The 15,977-nt window shown below is 68.2% G+C and carries 14 protein-coding genes; 4 read left to right on the top strand and 10 right to left on the bottom strand.

Going from position 1 to position 15,977, the window contains the following annotated elements:
• The 9 genes from ACMV5O_RS11790 to gudD all read right to left on the bottom strand — a co-directional run.
• Nucleotides 1-410 (bottom strand): pyruvate kinase (locus ACMV5O_RS11790; RefSeq protein ID WP_416163657.1); only part of this gene is annotated, 410 nt, incomplete at its 3' end.
• A gap of 68 nt (nucleotides 411-478) precedes the next feature.
• Nucleotides 479-2,074 carry a galactarate dehydratase gene (garD, locus tag ACMV5O_RS11785; protein ID WP_416163656.1) on the bottom strand — a complete coding sequence of 532 codons (1,596 nt, stop codon included), beginning with the start codon at nucleotides 2,072-2,074 and terminating at the stop codon, nucleotides 479-481.
• Nucleotides 2,075-2,106: 32 nt separating this feature from the next.
• On the bottom strand, nucleotides 2,107-3,627 hold the full coding sequence (locus ACMV5O_RS11780) for a tripartite tricarboxylate transporter permease (RefSeq protein ID WP_416163655.1): 1,521 nt from the start codon (nucleotides 3,625-3,627) through the stop codon (nucleotides 2,107-2,109).
• Nucleotides 3,628-3,640: 13 nt separating this feature from the next.
• On the bottom strand, nucleotides 3,641-4,120 hold the full coding sequence (locus ACMV5O_RS11775) for a tripartite tricarboxylate transporter TctB family protein (RefSeq protein ID WP_416163654.1): 480 nt from the start codon (nucleotides 4,118-4,120) through the stop codon (nucleotides 3,641-3,643).
• A gap of 71 nt (nucleotides 4,121-4,191) precedes the next feature.
• Nucleotides 4,192-5,169, bottom strand: coding sequence for a tripartite tricarboxylate transporter substrate binding protein (locus ACMV5O_RS11770; protein WP_416163653.1), 978 nt, complete (start codon nucleotides 5,167-5,169; stop codon nucleotides 4,192-4,194).
• Nucleotides 5,170-5,216: 47 nt separating this feature from the next.
• Complete coding sequence (locus ACMV5O_RS11765; protein WP_416163652.1) at nucleotides 5,217-6,632, bottom strand: enolase C-terminal domain-like protein; 1,416 nt, start codon at nucleotides 6,630-6,632, stop codon at nucleotides 5,217-5,219.
• Between the two features lie 46 nt (nucleotides 6,633-6,678).
• Nucleotides 6,679-7,443, bottom strand: a complete 765-nt coding sequence (locus tag ACMV5O_RS11760) for an HpcH/HpaI aldolase family protein (RefSeq protein WP_416163651.1) — start codon at nucleotides 7,441-7,443, stop codon at nucleotides 6,679-6,681.
• Nucleotides 7,444-7,531: 88 nt separating this feature from the next.
• Nucleotides 7,532-8,416, bottom strand: coding sequence for a 2-hydroxy-3-oxopropionate reductase (gene glxR, locus ACMV5O_RS11755; protein ID WP_416163650.1), 885 nt, complete (start codon nucleotides 8,414-8,416; stop codon nucleotides 7,532-7,534).
• 47 nt (nucleotides 8,417-8,463) lie between these two features.
• A complete protein-coding gene (gudD, locus tag ACMV5O_RS11750) occupies nucleotides 8,464-9,813 on the bottom strand; it encodes a glucarate dehydratase (RefSeq protein ID WP_416163649.1) in 1,350 nt (449 codons plus the stop codon).
• 402 nt (nucleotides 9,814-10,215) lie between these two features.
• Between gudD and ACMV5O_RS11745 the strand changes: the two genes are divergently transcribed.
• The 3 genes from ACMV5O_RS11745 (at nucleotide 10,216) to ACMV5O_RS11735 (ending at nucleotide 13,617) form a co-directional block, all read left to right on the top strand.
• Nucleotides 10,216-10,983, top strand: coding sequence for a FadR/GntR family transcriptional regulator (locus ACMV5O_RS11745; RefSeq protein ID WP_416163648.1), 768 nt, complete (start codon nucleotides 10,216-10,218; stop codon nucleotides 10,981-10,983).
• 65 nt (nucleotides 10,984-11,048) lie between these two features.
• On the top strand, nucleotides 11,049-11,993 hold the full coding sequence (locus ACMV5O_RS11740; protein WP_416163647.1) for an AEC family transporter: 945 nt from the start codon (nucleotides 11,049-11,051) through the stop codon (nucleotides 11,991-11,993).
• A gap of 145 nt (nucleotides 11,994-12,138) precedes the next feature.
• Nucleotides 12,139-13,617: a diguanylate cyclase domain-containing protein gene (locus ACMV5O_RS11735; RefSeq protein WP_416163646.1), complete on the top strand. Its 1,479-nt coding sequence runs from the start codon at nucleotides 12,139-12,141 to the stop codon at nucleotides 13,615-13,617.
• A gap of 9 nt (nucleotides 13,618-13,626) precedes the next feature.
• Here the strand turns inward: ACMV5O_RS11735 and ACMV5O_RS11730 are convergent, their stop codons facing one another.
• Entirely contained in the window at nucleotides 13,627-14,226 is a 600-nt protein-coding gene (locus tag ACMV5O_RS11730) for a hypothetical protein (RefSeq protein ID WP_416163645.1), read from the bottom strand.
• Between the two features lie 142 nt (nucleotides 14,227-14,368).
• On the opposite strand from ACMV5O_RS11730, the gene ACMV5O_RS11725 reads away from it, so the two are divergent.
• Complete coding sequence (locus ACMV5O_RS11725) at nucleotides 14,369-15,970, top strand: glycoside hydrolase family 19 protein (protein WP_416163644.1); 1,602 nt, start codon at nucleotides 14,369-14,371, stop codon at nucleotides 15,968-15,970.
• The last annotated feature ends 7 nt before the right edge of the window (nucleotides 15,971-15,977 follow it).

Below are 15,977 nucleotides of genomic sequence, written 5' to 3'. Positions count from 1 at the left end.
AGCACGCGCTGCACGGTCAGCTTCAAGCGGCCGTCGTCGAGCAGCAGCACGTCGCCCGCCTTCACGTCCCTGGGCAGGTCCTTGTAGTCGAGGCCCACGCGTTCCACGTTGCCGAGTTCGCAGCGGGCGTCAAGGATGAAGGGCGCATCGCGCTCGAGCGTGATGCGTCCGTCGGCGAACTTGCCGACGCGGATCTTGGGCCCCTGCAGGTCGGCGAGGATGCCGACCGGGCGGCTGCCTGCGGCCGCGGCATGGCGGATCGCCTCGGCGCGGGCGACGTGGTCTTCGGCCTTGCCGTGGGAGAAGTTCATGCGCACCACATCGACGCCGGCCTGCACCATGCGGGCGAGGATCTGCGGGTCGGAGGAAGCGGGGCCGAGGGTGGCGACGATCTTGGTCTGGCGGGTCATGCGGGGTGTCCTTGAGTGGGTGGGGAAGGGCTGACGTTCGCGCGCCGGACGGTCGCCGTGCGAAGGGTTCAGGTCACCGGTGCCGGATTGAACAGCACCAGCGCATTAGCCAGCTTCCACTGCTCGGCCCAGGTCTTCCTGCGTCCGCTGGCGACCTCGAGCATGAGCTGGAACAGCTCCCAGCCGACGTCCTCGATCGTCGCCTCGCCGGTGGCGATGCGGCCGGCGTTCACATCCATCAGGTCGTGCCAGCGCCGCGCCAGCTCGCTGCGGGTGGCGACCTTGATCACCGGGCATTCGGCCAGGCCGTAAGGGGTGCCACGGCCGGTGGTGAACACGTGCAGGTTCATGCCGGCGGCGAGCTGCAGCGTGCCGCAGATGAAGTCGCTGGCCGGGGTGGCGGCGTAGATCAGGCCCTTCTGGGCGAGCTTCTCGCCCGGCGCCAGCACGCCCGAAATCGGCGCCGTACCGGACTTGATGATCGAGCCCATCGCCTTCTCGACGATGTTCGACAGCCCGCCCTTCTTGTTGCCGGGCGTGGTGTTGGCGCTGCGGTCGACGCGGCCGCGGTTCAGGTAGGCGTCGTACCAGGCCATCTCGCGGATCATCGCCTCGGCCACTTCGGCATTGACCGCACGCGCGGTGAGCTGGTCGATGCCGTCGCGGACCTCGGTCACTTCCGAGAACATCACGGTGGCGCCGGCGCGCACCAGCAGGTCGGTGGCAAAGCCCACCGCGGGGTTGGCGGTGACACCGGAGAAGGCGTCGCTGCCGCCGCACTGCACGCCGACCACCAGCTCCGAGGCCGGCACGGTCACGCGTCGGCGGGCATCGAGCCGCTCCAGGTGTTCCTCGGCGGTGATCATGATCGAGTCGATCATCGACATGAAGCCGACGTGACGCTCGTCCTGCAGGCAGATCACGTCGAGCGCCGGTTCGGCGCTGACACCGACGTCGGCGACGTTGCGCTCGTCGACGATCGGGATGCTGCCCGGCGGCAGCAGGCGTTCGGGTTGCAGCTTCTCGCAGCCCAGGCTGACGACCATCACCTCGCCGCCGAAGTTGGGGTTGAGGCTGATGTTGCGCAGGGTGCGAATCGGCACCACCGCATCCGGCGCGTCGATTGCGACACCACAGCCGTAGCCGTGCTCCAGCCCGACGACGTCGTCGACGTTTGGATACTTCGGCAGCAACTCGGCCTTGATGCGCTTGACGGCGAACTCGACCACGCCTGCCACGCACTGCACGGTGGTGGTGATGGCGAGGATGTTGCGTGTGCCCACCGAGCCGTCCGGATTGCGGTAACCCTCGAAGGTGTAGCCCTCGAGCGGCGGCAGCGGCGCGGGCTTCCGGGTTGCGATCGGCAAGCCGTCGAGCTCGCGCGCTGCCGGCATCTTCAGCAGGCGCTCGTGCACCCAGCTTCCGGCCGCGATGCCCTGCAGCGCATAGCCGATGGCGACGTCGTAGCGGCGCACTGCGCTGCCGGCGGGGATGTCGACGAGCGCCACCTTGTGGCCCTGGGGCACGTGTTCGCGCAGCCTCAGGCCGTCGGGAAACGAGCTGCCGGCCGGCAAGCCGCCGTCGTTGGCGATGATGGCGACGTTGTCCGCCGGGTGCATGCGGATGTGAAGCGGGACCGGAGCGCTGTGTGGATGCGTCATCATTGCAGTCTCATCGAACATGGTGAGTAGCGGATTCAGGTGCGCAGGATCTCGGCGGCCTTGCTGCGCTGGCCGCGGAACGCCACCCACAGGTGCCACACGATCACGGCGATCGCCAGACCGAGGAAGCTGCCCGAGATCGGCGAGCTCAGGAAGCCCATGAAATTGCCGTCCGACAGCATCAGGCCGCGACGAAAGTTGGTCTCGGCCATCGGTCCGAGGATGAAGCCGATGATGAAGGGCGCCGCTGGGATGCCACCCTTGACGAAGCCGTAGCCGAGCAGGCCGAAGACGACGATGGCCCACACATCGAAGATTCGGCTGGAGAGGCCGAAGGCGCCCACTACGCACAACACCATGATGATCGGCAGCAGGATGTGCTTGGGCACGGCGAGCAGCTTGACGAAGAGGCGCAGGCCGTAGAACTCCAGGATCAGCATCAGCACCGAGGCCAGAATCAGCGCGGCGAAGATCGTATAGACCAGCTCGCCCTGGCTGACGAACAGCATCGGACCGGGCTGGATGCCGTGGATCATGAAGCCGCCGAGCAGGATCGCGGTGACTGCGTCACCGGGAATGCCCAGCGTCAGCAGCGGGATCATCGCACCGCCGATGCCGGCGTTGTTCGCCGTTTCGGGCGCGACGATGCCGTCGATGCAGCCCTTGCCGAAGCGTTCGGGGTGCTTCGAGCGCTTCTTCGCCGCGATGTAGGCGACGATGTTCGAGGTCCCGGCGCCGACACCGGGCAGGATGCCGATGCCCAGGCCGATGCTCGCCGAGCGGAAGGCGTTCGGGATCTGCTCGAAGAACTCCTTCAGCGAGAAGCCGAAGCCCCTGATGCTGCGCATGCTGACCTGACCGACCGCGGTCTTGTGCTCGCGGCGAACCGCCTCGGCGACCTTGATGATCTCGGCGATCGCGAACACGCCGACCAGCACCACCAGCAGATCGAAGCCGCTGTTCAGGTTGGGCAGGCCGAAGGTGAAGCGGCGGATCGCATCGACCGGTGCAATGCCGACGGTGGAGATGGCGAAGCCGATCGCGCCGGCGAACAGGCCCTTCACCATCGAGCCGCTCGACAGTGTGGCGATCAGCGTCAGCGAGAAGATCGCGATGCCGAAGTATTCGTGCGGGCCGAAGCTCAGCGCCACCTTGGCCAGCCAGGGGGCGATGAAGATCAGCGCGGCGATGCTGAAGATCGTGCCGAAGAAGGAGAACACCACGCCGACCCCTAGCGCCTTGATGCCCTCGCCCTTGTCCATCATCGGTCCGCCGTCGAAGGTGGTGGCGATCGAGGACGGCGTGCCGGGGATCTTGAGCAGGATGGCGGCGATCAGGCCGCCCGAGGTAGCGCCGATGTACAGCGCGACCAGCAGCGACAAGCCTGCGGCCGGTCCCATCGTGAAGGTGAGCGGCAAGCACAGGGCGATCGCCATCACCGCGGTGAGGCCGGGCACGGCGCCGAAGATGATGCCGACCGCCACGCCGAGCGTGACGAGGACCAGGATGTTGAGCGAGAAGACGGCGCCGAAGCCGCTCAGCAGGAGTTCGAACATGGTTTGTCCCTCCTTATTCGATGAAGTCGAGCAGTCCGGCCGGCAGCAGCAGGTCGAAGCCGTGGCGGAACACCACGAAGATCAATGTTGCTGCGCACACGGCGATCAACAGGTAGCGCCCATGCGAGACCCGTTGCTCGAGCGGGGTCAGCACGAGGAACTGGAGATAGAGGTAGGCCACGGTCGCGAGCGGAAAGCCCACCCATTCGAGGATGGCGATGTAGCCGACGATCAGGCCGAGGGTCTTGCCCACTGTCAGGTAATCGGGCCCGGCGCCCGTTGCCACCGTCTTGGCGTCCGTCGGCGCCTGCCGCCAGGCGGCAAGCAGCTGCAACGCGCCCAGCAGGCACAGGGCGGCGGCCAGCAGGTAGGGTACGAAAGCCGCGTCGATGAAGGCCTTGCGCGGCAGGTTTGTGGTCAGGTAGAGGTAAGCGAGGCCGATGACGAGCATCGCCGCACCGATCACGACTTCCCTTTTCTTGGCGCCATCCATGGTCGATCCTTGGGGTGGAGAACGTCAGCGAAAGGGACCGCCGCCACGAGCGGCGGTCCATGGTGGCCCGCTTACTTGCCGCCCTGGCGCAGCACGTCCTTGTACTGCATGTAGTTCTCGCGGGTCTGCTTCAGAAGGTCGATGGCTTCGCCCGTGCCGTAGTAGCTCACTGGCTGCTTGTAGGCCTTTTCCAGATCCTGCGCGTACTCGGGCTTCTCGGTGATGTCCTTCATGATCGCGGCCATCTTGGCGACGATGGCGGGGTCGGTGCCCTTCGGGAAGGCGATCACGTAGGGCTTGTCCATGACCATGTCAATGCCTTGCTCGCGGAAGGTCTGGATGTCGCCGAGCAGCGGGTTGCGCTCGGCATTGGGCTGGGCGATCGCGACCATGTCGCCCTTGGTGACGTAGTCCTGCACGACGCCGAAGCTGATCGCGCCGAGGTCGGCACGGCCGCCCAGCAGCGAGGTGACCTTCTCCGCGGCGGTCCCCGAGTCGACGAATTTGAGCTTGACGTCGGCGAGCTTCTCAAACATCAGGCCTTGCAGGTGGGAGAAGCCACCCATCTCGGTGCCATACACGACGGTTCCAGGCGCAGCCTTGGCCTTGTCGACCAGGTCCTTGACGTCCTTGATGCCCGAGGCCTTGCTGCTGACGAACACGGCGCCCTTGTCGACCGCGGCGATGCAGGCGATGTCGAGCACGTCGAAGCTGTCCTCGGTCAGGCCCGAGACCTCGTTCACGACGAGCTGGCCGGTGTGGGCGAAGAGGATGGTGTTGCCGTCTGGCCGCGCGCCCTGGACCTGCGAAACGGCGATGGTGCCGCCGCCGCCGGCCATGTTGGTGATGACCATCGACTTGCCGGTGATCTGGGTAAAGTACTTGGCCATCGTGCGGGCGTTGAAGTCGGTGTCGCCGCCGGCGTTGGCCGGCACGACGACCTGCACCGGGCGGCTCGGCCAGTTGGTGGCGTCGGCGGCGAAGGTGGTGCCGGCGGTGGCGGCGACGATGGCGGTGACGAGGGTCTTGGTGAGCATCTTGTTGAACATGGTCTCTATCTCCTTCTCGGATGTGCTTCGGGTGAGGCGGTTATCGGTCAGTCGCGACTGCGGCCGAGACTGGGCTGCTTGGGGTCGTACTGCCAGCCGGGCACGAGGTACTGCATGGCCATGGCATCGTCCCGGGCGCCACTGCCGACCTTCTTGTAGAGCGCGTGGGCCTGCAGGATGCGCGCCATGTCGGGCTCGATGCCCAGGCCGGGGCGATCCGGCACGGCGACCTCGCCACCGATGATCTGCAGCGGCTCGCGGGTCAGGCGTTCGGTGCCTTCCTGCCAGATCCAGTGGGTGTCGATGGCGGTGATGCGACCCGGGGCGGCGGCGGCGCAGTGGGTGAACATCGCCAGCGAGATGTCGAAGTGGTTGTTGGAATGCGAACCCCAGGTCAGGCCCCAGGCCTCGCACAGTTGCGCCAGCCGCACCGAGCCCTGCATGGTCCAGAAGTGCGGATCGGCGAGCGGGATGTCGACCGCGTCCAGGCGCACCGAATGCCCCATCTGGCGCCAGTCGGTGGCCACCATGTTGGTGGCGGTGGGAATGCCGGTGGCGCGGCGGAACTCGGCCATCACCTCGCGTCCGGAGAAGCCGTTCTCGGGCCCGCAGGGGTCTTCGGCGTAGGCCAGGATGTGGCCCTGGCCCTTGCACAGCGCGATCGCCTCGGCCAGCGACCACGCGCCGTTGGGGTCGAGGGTCACGCGGGCCTCCGGAAAACGCGCCTTGATTGCGGCCACCGCTGCCATCTCCTCGCTGCCGTGCATGACGCCGCCCTTCAACTTGAAGTCGCGGAAGCCGTAGCGGTCGGCGGCCGAAGCGGCCTGGCGGGCGATGGTCTCGGGGCTCACGGCCTCGAGATGGCGGGTGCGGTACCAGTCGTGGCCGCGCGGCTGGCCCGCTTCGTCGCCGGACAGGTAGGGCAGGTCGGTGCGGCTGCGGTCGCCGATGTAGAACAGGTAGGCGAGCATCGGCGTGTGCGCGCGCTGCTGGCCGCTGCCGAGCAGTTCTGCCACCGGCACGCCCAGATGCTGGCCGAGCAGGTCGAGCAGCGCAGCTTCGACCGCGGTGAGCACGTTGTCCAGGCGCAGGTTGATCTCGTGCGGCTGCTTCATCACGCGGGCTTCGGCCTCCGAGGTGACCTGATGGACGGTGCTTTGCGGCATGCCGTCGCCGCCACCGGCGATCGCCTGGCGGATCGTGTTCAGCGTGCGGTTGTAGCGGCCGACCGGGGTGCCGACGACCAGCTCGCGGCTACGCTCGAGCGTGCGCAGGATGCCCTCGCCGCCCGGCACTTCGCCGACACCGGTGCGGCCGGCGTTGTCGCGCAGCACGACGATGTTGCGGGTGAAGTAAGGGGCGTGGGCGCCGCACAGGTTGAGCAGCATGCCGTCGTGGCCCGCCACCGGGATGACCTGCATCTCGGTGACGATGGGGCTGGCGGTGTGCGTGGTTTCAGTCATGGATGGAGCGCTCCTGATCCGGAATTGCCGGGTGGCCCAGGCGGGGTCAGCCCTTGATGCGTGCCGCCAGTGCCTGCGCGCCGTCGCGCAGCACGTTCTGGTCGGCGCCGACGGCGACGAACAGGCAGCCGAGCTCGAGGTAGCGCTTCGCCAGCGTCTCGTCGCCGGTCAGGATGCCGGCGGCCTTGCCGCAGGCCTGGATGCGGCGGATCGCGTCCTCGATCGCGGCCAGCACCTCGGGGTGCTTGGGATTGCCGAGGTGGCCGAGCGCGGCGGAGAGGTCGCCCGGGCCGATGAAGACGCCGTCGATGCCGTCAACATTGGCGATCGCCTCGAGGTTGTTCAGGCCCTCGACGGTCTCGACCTGCACCAGCACGCAGATCTCGTCCTGGCAGCGGTGGGCGTAGTCCTTGATGCGGCCGTAGTTGGAGGCGCGCGGGGCGCCGGCGAAGCCGCGCACGCCCTGCGGCGGGTAGCGGGTGAAGGCGACCGCGTTGCGCGCCTCTTCGGCCGTCTGCACGTAGGGCACGAGCAGGGTCTGCACGCCGATGTCGAGCAGGCGCTTGAACAGCACCATGTCGTTCCAGTACGGGCGGATGATCGCGGTGGCGGTGCCGCCGTTCATCGCCTGCAGCTGCGACAGGATGGTGCCGACCTCGTTGGGCGAGTGCTCCATGTCGAGCAGCAGCCAGTCATAGCCGCAGTGGGCGAGGATCTCGGTGCTGATGTTGCTGCACAGGTGCGACCACAGGCCGATCTGCCTCTGGCCGGACTGGATGGCGTGCTTGAAACGGTTGATGGGCAGGTCCATGGTCGGTTCCGATGCGTGGGATGAAAGGTGGCGGGCACTGCGGCGACATGCGTCGGCCACGGCGCCCGCCGTGGGAGAACGGTCGGCCTCAGTTGCCGGCGATCTTGTGCTTGGCGGCGATCTCCAGCGCCTGCACCAGGCCGGAGTGGTCCCAGGCGGCGCCACCGTGGGCCGCGCAGCTGTTCATCAGCTGCAGCGCGCTGGCGGTGTGCGGCAGCGACAGGCCGAGCGCACGCGCGCCTTCGAGCGCCAGGTTGAGGTCCTTCTGGTGCAGCTCGATGCGAAAGCCCGGCTCGAAGGTGCGCTTGATCATGCGCTCGCCGTGCACCTCGAGGATGCGCGAGGCGGCGAAGCCGCCCATCAGCGCCTGGCGCACCTTGGCGGGGTCGGCGCCGGCCTTGGAGGCGAACAGCAGCGCCTCGCCGACGGCCTCGATGTTGAGCGCGACGATGATCTGGTTGGCGACCTTGCAGGTTTGGCCGTCACCGTTGCCGCCGACCAGGGTGATGTTCTTGCCCATCAGCTCGAACAGCGGCTTCACCTTGTCGAAGGTGGCCTCGCTGCCGCCGACCATGATGGTCAGGCTGGCGGCCTTGGCGCCGACCTCGCCGCCGGACACCGGGGCGTCGAGGTAGTCGCAGCCCAGGGCGTTGATGCGCTGGGCGAAGTCCTTGGTGGCGATCGGCGAGATCGAGCTCATGTCGACCACGGTCTTGCCGGCGGACAGGCCTTCGGCCGCGCCGTTGGCGCCGAACAGCACGTCGGCCACGTGCGGGGTATCGGGCACCATGATGAAGACGATGTCGGCCTGCTGCGCGACCTCGCGGGCATTCGCGCACACCTTGGCGCCCTGCTCCTGCAGTTGCGCCGGCACGCCGCCGAATGATTGCGCGAAGAGTTCGTGACCGGCAGCCAGCAGGTGGCCTGCCATCGGGGCGCCCATGATGCCGAGGCCGATGAATCCGAGTTTCATGTGAGTTCTCCGTGATCGTGAAATGAGGTGGGGTCGGGGGGTGCGGGTCAGCGCACCATGCACGGCCGCTTGTTGTCGAAGGTCCATCCCGGGATCAGGTACTGCATGGCGACCGCGTCGTCGCGGGCGCCGAGGCCGTTTTCCAGGTAGCAGCGGTGGGCCTTCTCGAGCTGGTCCTCGTCGAGCTCGATGCCGAGGCCGCCCTTCTGCGGCACGGCGACCTTGCCGTCGACGATCTGCAGCGGCGCGCGCGTCAGGCGTTCAGTGCCTTCCTGCCAGATCCAGTGGGTGTCGATGGCGGTGATGCGGCCTGGGGCGGCGGCGGCGCAGTGGGTGAACATCGCCAGCGAGATGTCGAAGTGGTTGTTCGAGTGCGAACCCCAGGTCAGGCCCCATTCGTGGCAGATCTGGGCGACGCGCACCGAGCCGGCGAGCGTCCAGAAGTGCGGGTCGGCGAGCGGGATGTCCACCGACTGGAGCTGGATCGAATGCCCCATCTGGCGCCAGTCGGTGGCGACCATGTTGGTGGCGGTCGGCAGGCCGGTGGCGCGGCGGAACTCGGCCATGACCTCGCGGCCGGAGAAGCCGCCCTCGGCGCCGCAGGGGTCTTCGGCATAGGCGAGCACGCCGTGCAGGTCGCGCAGCAGACGCACCGCGTCCTTCAGCAGCCAGCCACCGTTGGGGTCGAGCGTGACGCGCGCCTGCGGAAAGCGTTCATGCAGGGCGCGGATGGCTTCGACTTCTTCCTCGCCGCGCAGCACGCCGCCCTTGAGCTTGAAGTCGTTGAAGCCGTAGCGCGCATGCGCGGCCTCGGCCAGGCGCACCACGCCCTCGGGCGTCATCGCGGCCTCGTTGCGCACGCGGAACCAGGCGTCGTCGGCGTCGAGCTCGCTGCGGTAGCCGAGGTCGGTCTTGTTGCGGTCGGCGACGAAGAACAGGTAGCCGAGCATCTCGACTTCGGTGCGCTGCTGGCCTTCGCCGAGCAGCGCGGCGACCGGCACGCCGAGGTGTTGGCCGAGCAGGTCGAGCAGCGCGGCCTCGACCGCGGTGACGGCGTGGATGGTCACGCGCAGGTCGAAGGTCTGCAGGCCGCGGCCACCGGCGTCGCGGTCGGCGAAGCGCTGGCGCATGGCGTTGAGGATGGCGTTCCAGTTGCCGGTCGGCTGGCCGATGATCAGGCTGCGCGCATCCTCCAGCGTCTGGCGGATCTTCTCGCCGCCGGGCACTTCGCCCAGGCCGGTGTTGCCGGCGCTGTCCTGCAGGATGACGATGTTGCGGGTGAAGTACGGGCCGTGCGCGCCGCTCAGGTTCAGCAGCATGCTGTCCTGGCCGGCGACCGGCACGACGCGCATGGCGGTGACGACCGGGGCAGAGGTGGTGGACTGGGGAGAGGTCATCGGGCGAGCTCCTGAGGCTGAGTGCAGCGGCTTAAGATGTACGACATCCTATAATTGGATCTGGCGCCATGCAAGATATTTCCTGATGGATGAAGAGATTTTATTTATTTCAATGCAACAACAAATACCCAGTGTAGAGGCGAAAAAACACGTAAAAACATGCAAATAACGAATCATGCAGCGCAATAAGCGGATCAAAGGGTGCAAGCTTGAGATGTGATGACTGGACGGAATAGGTCGTCGCTCCTAACCGATGTCTGATGAGTTGGATAGGTTGAAGCCGTGGGTGATTGGCTTTAGAGGTCAGACAACATACAATTGCAGCATCGTGGGCATCGCCCTGCAATGGCAGCCATGGGCCGCTTCCCCTCTTTACCGACGATGGCGTATCAAGTGAGCGACATGAATTCCGAATCCCGCCTTGCCGCAGCCGTGCCCCCGCGACGGCGTGCCCGCGGCCTCGCCCATGAACTCGTGGCCGAGTTCAACCGCCGCATCCAGGCGGGTGAGCTCAAGCCGGGCGACAAGCTGCCCACTGAGTCCGAGATCGTGCGCGAGCACGGGGTCAGCCGTACCGTTGTGCGCGAGGCGATCTCGCGCCTGCAGGCCGGTGGCGTGGTCGAGACCCGGCACGGCATCGGTTCCTTCGTGCTCGCGCAGGCGGCTCGTGCGCAGGGCACGCTGCGCATCGATCCCGGAACGCTGAGCACGGTGCGCGACATCATCGCCATCCTCGAGCTGCGCATCGCGCTCGAGACCGAAGCCGCCTCGCTCGCCGCGCTGCGTCGAAGCGAGGCCCACCTGGACGAAATGCGCGCTGCCCTCGACGCCTTCCAGGCCGCGGTCAGCGACCAGCGTGCCTGCGTGGCGGCAGACATCCGCTTCCACCTGTCGATCGCGGTCGCGACCGGCAATGCCCATTTCGCCGATTTCATGCAGCACCTCGGCGAGGCGATCATTCCGCGTGCGCGGGTCAATACCGCGAAGCTGGCGGGGGACGATTTCGCGCAGTACCTCTACCGCGTCAATCGCGAACATGAGGACATCTACAACGCGATCCGCCGCCAGGACCCCGAGGCGGCGCGGGCGGCGATGCGCACCCACCTTTCCAACAGCCGCGAGCGCCTGGTGCGTGTGCAGGAAGAAGCCGAGCGTGTGCCCGCCGCCTGAAGGGCGGCGGCGCATCCCCTGAGTTGGCGCTGCCGGGCGCCGCCCAAGTCAGCCAAGAGGACCTCGTGGACATCATCTTCGGCATCATCCTGCCGGTTTTCGGCACGCTCGGCCTCGGCTACGCCGCAGCGCGCTCCGGCGTGTTCGACGAGGCGGCCAATCGCGGGCTGTCGCTGTTCGTGTTCAACTTCGCGCTGCCGCTGATGTTGTTTCGCGCCATCGCGCAGGCCGAGCTGCCCGACGCGATGCCGTGGGGCTATCTGCTGTCGTATTACATCGGCGCCTTCGCCGTCTATGCGCTGGCGATGGTGGGCGGACGCATCCTGTTCGGGCGTCGCCTCCACGAGCAGGCGGTGCTCGGCCTTGGCGGGGCCTTCTCCAATACCGGGATGCTGGGCATTCCGCTGGTGATGACGGCCTACGGTTCGTCCGCGGCACTGCCGCTGTTCGTCATGATCGCCTGCCACAGCCTGCTGATGCTGCCGCCGACCACCGCCCTGATCGAGGCGGCGCAAGGGGGCAAGGAAGCGCTTGGCACGATGCTGCTGAAGCTGCTGAAGAGCGTGCTGGCCACGCCGATCATCTGGGGGCTGTCCTGCGGCCTGGCGTTCGCCCTCATCGGCATCGAGATTCCCGGCCCGCTCGACGCCGTGGCCAAGGGCCTGGGCAGCGCGGCGACGCCGTGTGCGCTGTTCGCGCTCGGCGCATCGCTGACGCGCTACAGCCTGGGCGGCAACCTGCGCGAACCGGCCCTGCTGGTGGCGCTCAAGACGGTCGTTCATCCCCTGCTCGTGTGGCTGCTCGCCACCCAGGTGTTCGACGTGCCGCCGCTGTGGGTGATGACCGGCGTGCTGCTGGCGGCGCTGCCGGCGGGCATCACGCCCTACCTGTTCGCCCAGCGCCATAACGTGTGCCAGTCCACCATCGCCTCTGCAGTGTTCCTGTCGACCCTGCTTTCCGTGCTGACCTTGTCGCTGCTCCTGTTCCTGCTTCCGCCGCCCGGCCCATGACGCTTCCACGGCCCTCGCCGTGCTCGTGCGCGGTGAGACGCATGACACGCTGGCCCGCTCGGTGGCGGTGTAGCATCTGAAGCGATCCTCGCCCGGCAGTCAGCGGGCTTCCCGTGGGCCCGAACAACGCCAAGCGGAGCTTCCGGTGTCACGACCTGTCGTGCAGCCTCCGGCCATTCAGTGGCCGCTGAATGCCATTCGCCTCGCGATCGTGCTCGTGAGCCTGCTCGCGCTCGCTTTCGGCTGGGGCGACATGCTGCGCAGCGCGAAGGAAGCCGAGGCGGCGGCGGTGGAGCACGCACGCGAGGAGGCGCGGATTCGAGCGCGCGCGGTCGGCGAACTGGTCCAGGCCACACTCAACGGTTTCGATTTCGCTCTCAGGTCGGTGCGGGCGGTGGTGGCCGACGGACCGGCGGCCATCGAGCGCCATGCCCAACTCGCGCTGCGGGGCGTTTCCACCGACTTCGTGCTGCAGGTCTTCATCATCGATCGCGAGGGCTACCTGAGCTACTCCTCGCTGGGACCAGCGCCGCGCAACTACCTCGGCGACCGCGATTACTTCCTGCGTCTGGCCGCGGCAAACGACGACATTCTCGTCATCAGCGAGCCGGTGCTCGGCCGCCTCACCCAGCGCTGGAGCATCCAGGTGGCGCGGGCGATCCGGCGCGAGGGCGCGTTCGAAGGGGTGGTGTCGATGGCCTTGTCGGTCGATAGCTGGACAACGCAACTGATGCGTCTCGGTTCGGGACCACGGGACACGCTGTCGCTGATCGGCCGCGAGGGGCAACTGCTGCTGCGCACCCTGCATGGGACGGACTACTACGGCAAGCAGCTGCGCCTGCAGCGCCCCTTCGTGCTTGAGCACGATGTGCCCGAAGGCGACTACCTGAGCGCAAGCCACGCCGACGGCGTGACCCGCATCTACGGCTGGAGCCGGCTGCCGTCGGGCCTGATCACGATCTCGGGGCTGGCGCTGGAGGACGTGCTGGCGCCGGTGCGACAGGCGCGCGAGTGGGCGATCGTGCGTGGCGCCCTGCTCAGTGGCGTGTTCCTGCTCGTCATCGCGGCGCTGGTGGTTGCGCTCGGGCGCTATGGCCAGGCGATGCGCCGCCTCGCCTCGGCCGAGGTCTGGCAGCGCGCCAACTTCGACCTCGTCACCGGTCTGCCCAATCGCGCCCTGCTGCTCGATCGCCTGCAGCGCATGATGCTGCATGCGCGTCGGCACGACGCCCAGGTCGTCGTGCTGTTCATCGACCTCGACCTGTTCAAGCCGGTCAATGACCGCTTCGGGCATGCGTTTGGCGACCGCCTGCTGGTCCAGGTCGCCCGCCGGCTCGAGCAGCTGTTTCGCAGCGAGGATACGGTCGCCCGCCTCGGCGGCGACGAATTCGTCGTGCTGATGCCGGCGGTCAAGGGCAGGGAGATTGCCGAGCAGGCGGCGCAGAAGATCGTCGAGCGCCTGTCCGAGCCCTTCGACATCGAGGGCCAGGCAGTGGACATTTCCGCCAGCGTCGGCGTGGCCTATTTTCCGCAGGACGGCGACAGCCCGGCGGCCCTGATCGCCCGCGCCGACGCCGCGATGTATCGCGCCAAGCATGGCGGGCGCGCCACCTGGCGGGCCTGAGTCCGCCTCTCAGTCGCCGCCGAAGCGGCGGCAGTCGAGCGCGACAAGCTGCACCAGGTTGCCGGTGGCGGCGTAGAACAGCGAGGCCAGCGCGCGCCGGTTCTGCCAGCTCTCGTGCAGCGCGAGCGAGCCGCGCAGGCCCTCCAGCGCTACCGCATCCGGTTCGCGGGCGTGAAAGTCGAGCAGGCGCAGCGCATCGTCGCTATCGTGGGCCGCGCCAAAGCGCAGGGCGGCTGCGAGGTTGGGCGAAGCATCGCTGAACTCGGCGGGAAAGCGAGGCGTCTCGGGCTGGCCGGGCGCCGGCCACAGGAACTCGGGCGTGACGATCTCGAAGCGGACGACGTCCGGCCGTGTCGCCGTGTGTGCGCGCCCCACCTCCAGCACGAGCCGCGTGCGATCGCTGTCGTGCAGCTCGGTGCACACGATGTCGAGCGCGCTCGCTGCCGCGGCGCGTGTGGCGGCGGCGCCGGTCGCCGCGGCTGGCGGCGTCTCGGCCGTGCACGCGGCACTCAGCGCGAGCAGCGCCGTGGCAAGGGCAGTACGTGCCGGGTGCCGCGCTGCGTTTGCGGGACGGACCGCGCAATGCCTGGCGGGAGGGCCGATTTGCATGTCCTGCAGCTCCATCAACGATCGGGTCGGCGCCATTATGCCGCCTCGCCCCGGCCCAGCCCGCTGTTGCGCCCTGCCGTGCTTGAAAAGCCGCATTCCATGGGCTTAAGTGCAAGGACTGCACAGCCTGGGGAGGGGAGCCATGTCGATCTCGCGCGAAGTACTCACCCGCATGGGGGCGACGGCGGCGAACGCCGATGCCTACCTGGACCCGCTCAATACGGCGATGGCGGCGCATGGTATCGACTCCGTCCTGCGCATCGCGCACTTCCTGGCCCAGGTGATGCACGAGTCCGGCTCGCTGAGGACCACGGTCGAGAACATGCGTTATTCGGCCGAGCGGCTGCAGGCGGTGTTTCCGCGCTACTTCCCTACCGCGGCCGAGGCCGCGGCCTATGCCAACCAGCCCGAACGCATCGGCAGCCGCGTCTATGGCGGGCGCATGGGCAACGGGCCGGAGTCGAGCGGGGACGGCTACCGTTACCGCGGCCGTGGCCTGATCCAGCTCACCGGCAAGGCCAATTACCGTGCCTTCTCGGCGTGGATCGGCGACGACGTCGTCGCCCAGCCCGAGCTCGTCGCCACACGCTATGCGGCGCAGTCGGCGGTGTATTTCTGGGACAAGAGCGCGCTCAACGCGCTGGCCGACCTCGACGACCTGAACACCATCACCCGCCGCATCAACGGTGGCCTCAATGGCTTTGCCCATCGTCGCGAGCTGCTCGAGAAGGCCAAGCGTGCGCTCGCCGAGCTTGCCGGGCGCACGGCGGCCGAGCTGCCGTCGGGGCCGGCGCTGAAGCCGACACACCGTGTCCTGCCGCTGAGTCTGAATCTGCGCAGCGCGCCGCGTGTGGCGGACAACACCCGCATGGCGACGCTCAACCAGGGTAGCCCGATCGAGGTCCTCGGCGCCGCGCCGGAGGCAGGCTGGGTGCGCCTGCGCGCGCGGGTGAATGGCGCGCTGCGCGAGGGCTTCGCCGCCGAGCGCTACCTCGAGCCGCTGCCGCGCAGTCGTGCGCGCGCGGCGGCGCCGGTGCTGCTCACGGCCGCGCCGGCGGCACCGGCGGTGCCGCCGGCACACCTGCAGCAGAACCGCAGTGACATCACCCGCGCGCGCGACGGCGGCCGCGCCTACCCGCTGGGCGAGGCGGGACGGCCGTCACGCAGCGGGCGCACGGCCGAGGCACTGGCCGCCGCGGTGAGCGCGATCGTCGATTACCTCGACGTCGCCAATCCCGCCCACCGGCGTTACCGGCCGGGTGGCGGCAACACCTACTGCAACATCTACGCGACCGACTTCGCCTATCTGTGCGGCGTCTATCTGCCGCGGGTGTGGTGGACCGACCCGGCCCTGCGCCGCCTCCACGCGGGCGAGACGGTACCGGTCGCCTATGGGCAGACGGTGCGCGAGCTCAATGCCAACAGCCTGTTCGACTGGCTCGAGGACCACGGATCGGCCTTCGGCTGGGTCCCCGAGGTGGACCTGACGACGCTGCAGGCCGCGGCCAACGCCGGCGAGGTGTGCGTCATCGTCGGCCAGCGCACCGAGCTCAACCGCCCCGGACACATCACCGTCGTCGTGCCCGAACAGGACGGCGCGCGCGCCAGGCGCAACGCCGGCGGCCAGGCGCTGCATCCGGTCGAATCCCAGGCCGGCACGCGCAACGTGCTGCGCGCCGCGGCTGCCAGCGCCTGGTGGCTGAACGCGCGCTTCCGCGCCCATGCCTTCTGGCGTCATCCCTGATTCCCCC

It is taken from the genome of Thauera sp. WH-1 (assembly GCF_047806685.1).
Lineage (GTDB): Bacteria > Pseudomonadota > Gammaproteobacteria > Burkholderiales > Rhodocyclaceae > Thauera.
Note: the sequence above shows the minus strand (reverse complement) of the source record. Positions and strands in the feature narration are given on the sequence as shown.

Coding starts and splice junctions, on each gene's coding strand:
- garD (WP_416163656.1), bottom strand. CDS start 2,074: ATGATGACGCATCCACACAGCGCTCCGGTCCCGCTTCACATCCGCATG.
- ACMV5O_RS11780 (WP_416163655.1), bottom strand. CDS start 3,627: ATGTTCGAACTCCTGCTGAGCGGCTTCGGCGCCGTCTTCTCGCTCAAC.
- ACMV5O_RS11775 (WP_416163654.1), bottom strand. CDS start 4,120: ATGGATGGCGCCAAGAAAAGGGAAGTCGTGATCGGTGCGGCGATGCTC.
- ACMV5O_RS11770 (WP_416163653.1), bottom strand. CDS start 5,169: ATGTTCAACAAGATGCTCACCAAGACCCTCGTCACCGCCATCGTCGCC.
- ACMV5O_RS11765 (WP_416163652.1), bottom strand. CDS start 6,632: ATGACTGAAACCACGCACACCGCCAGCCCCATCGTCACCGAGATGCAG.
- ACMV5O_RS11760 (WP_416163651.1), bottom strand. CDS start 7,443: ATGGACCTGCCCATCAACCGTTTCAAGCACGCCATCCAGTCCGGCCAG.
- glxR (WP_416163650.1), bottom strand. CDS start 8,416: ATGAAACTCGGATTCATCGGCCTCGGCATCATGGGCGCCCCGATGGCA.
- gudD (WP_416163649.1), bottom strand. CDS start 9,813: ATGACCTCTCCCCAGTCCACCACCTCTGCCCCGGTCGTCACCGCCATG.
- ACMV5O_RS11745 (WP_416163648.1), top strand. CDS start 10,216: ATGAATTCCGAATCCCGCCTTGCCGCAGCCGTGCCCCCGCGACGGCGT.
- ACMV5O_RS11730 (WP_416163645.1), bottom strand. CDS start 14,226: ATGCAAATCGGCCCTCCCGCCAGGCATTGCGCGGTCCGTCCCGCAAAC.
- ACMV5O_RS11725 (WP_416163644.1), top strand. CDS start 14,369: ATGTCGATCTCGCGCGAAGTACTCACCCGCATGGGGGCGACGGCGGCG.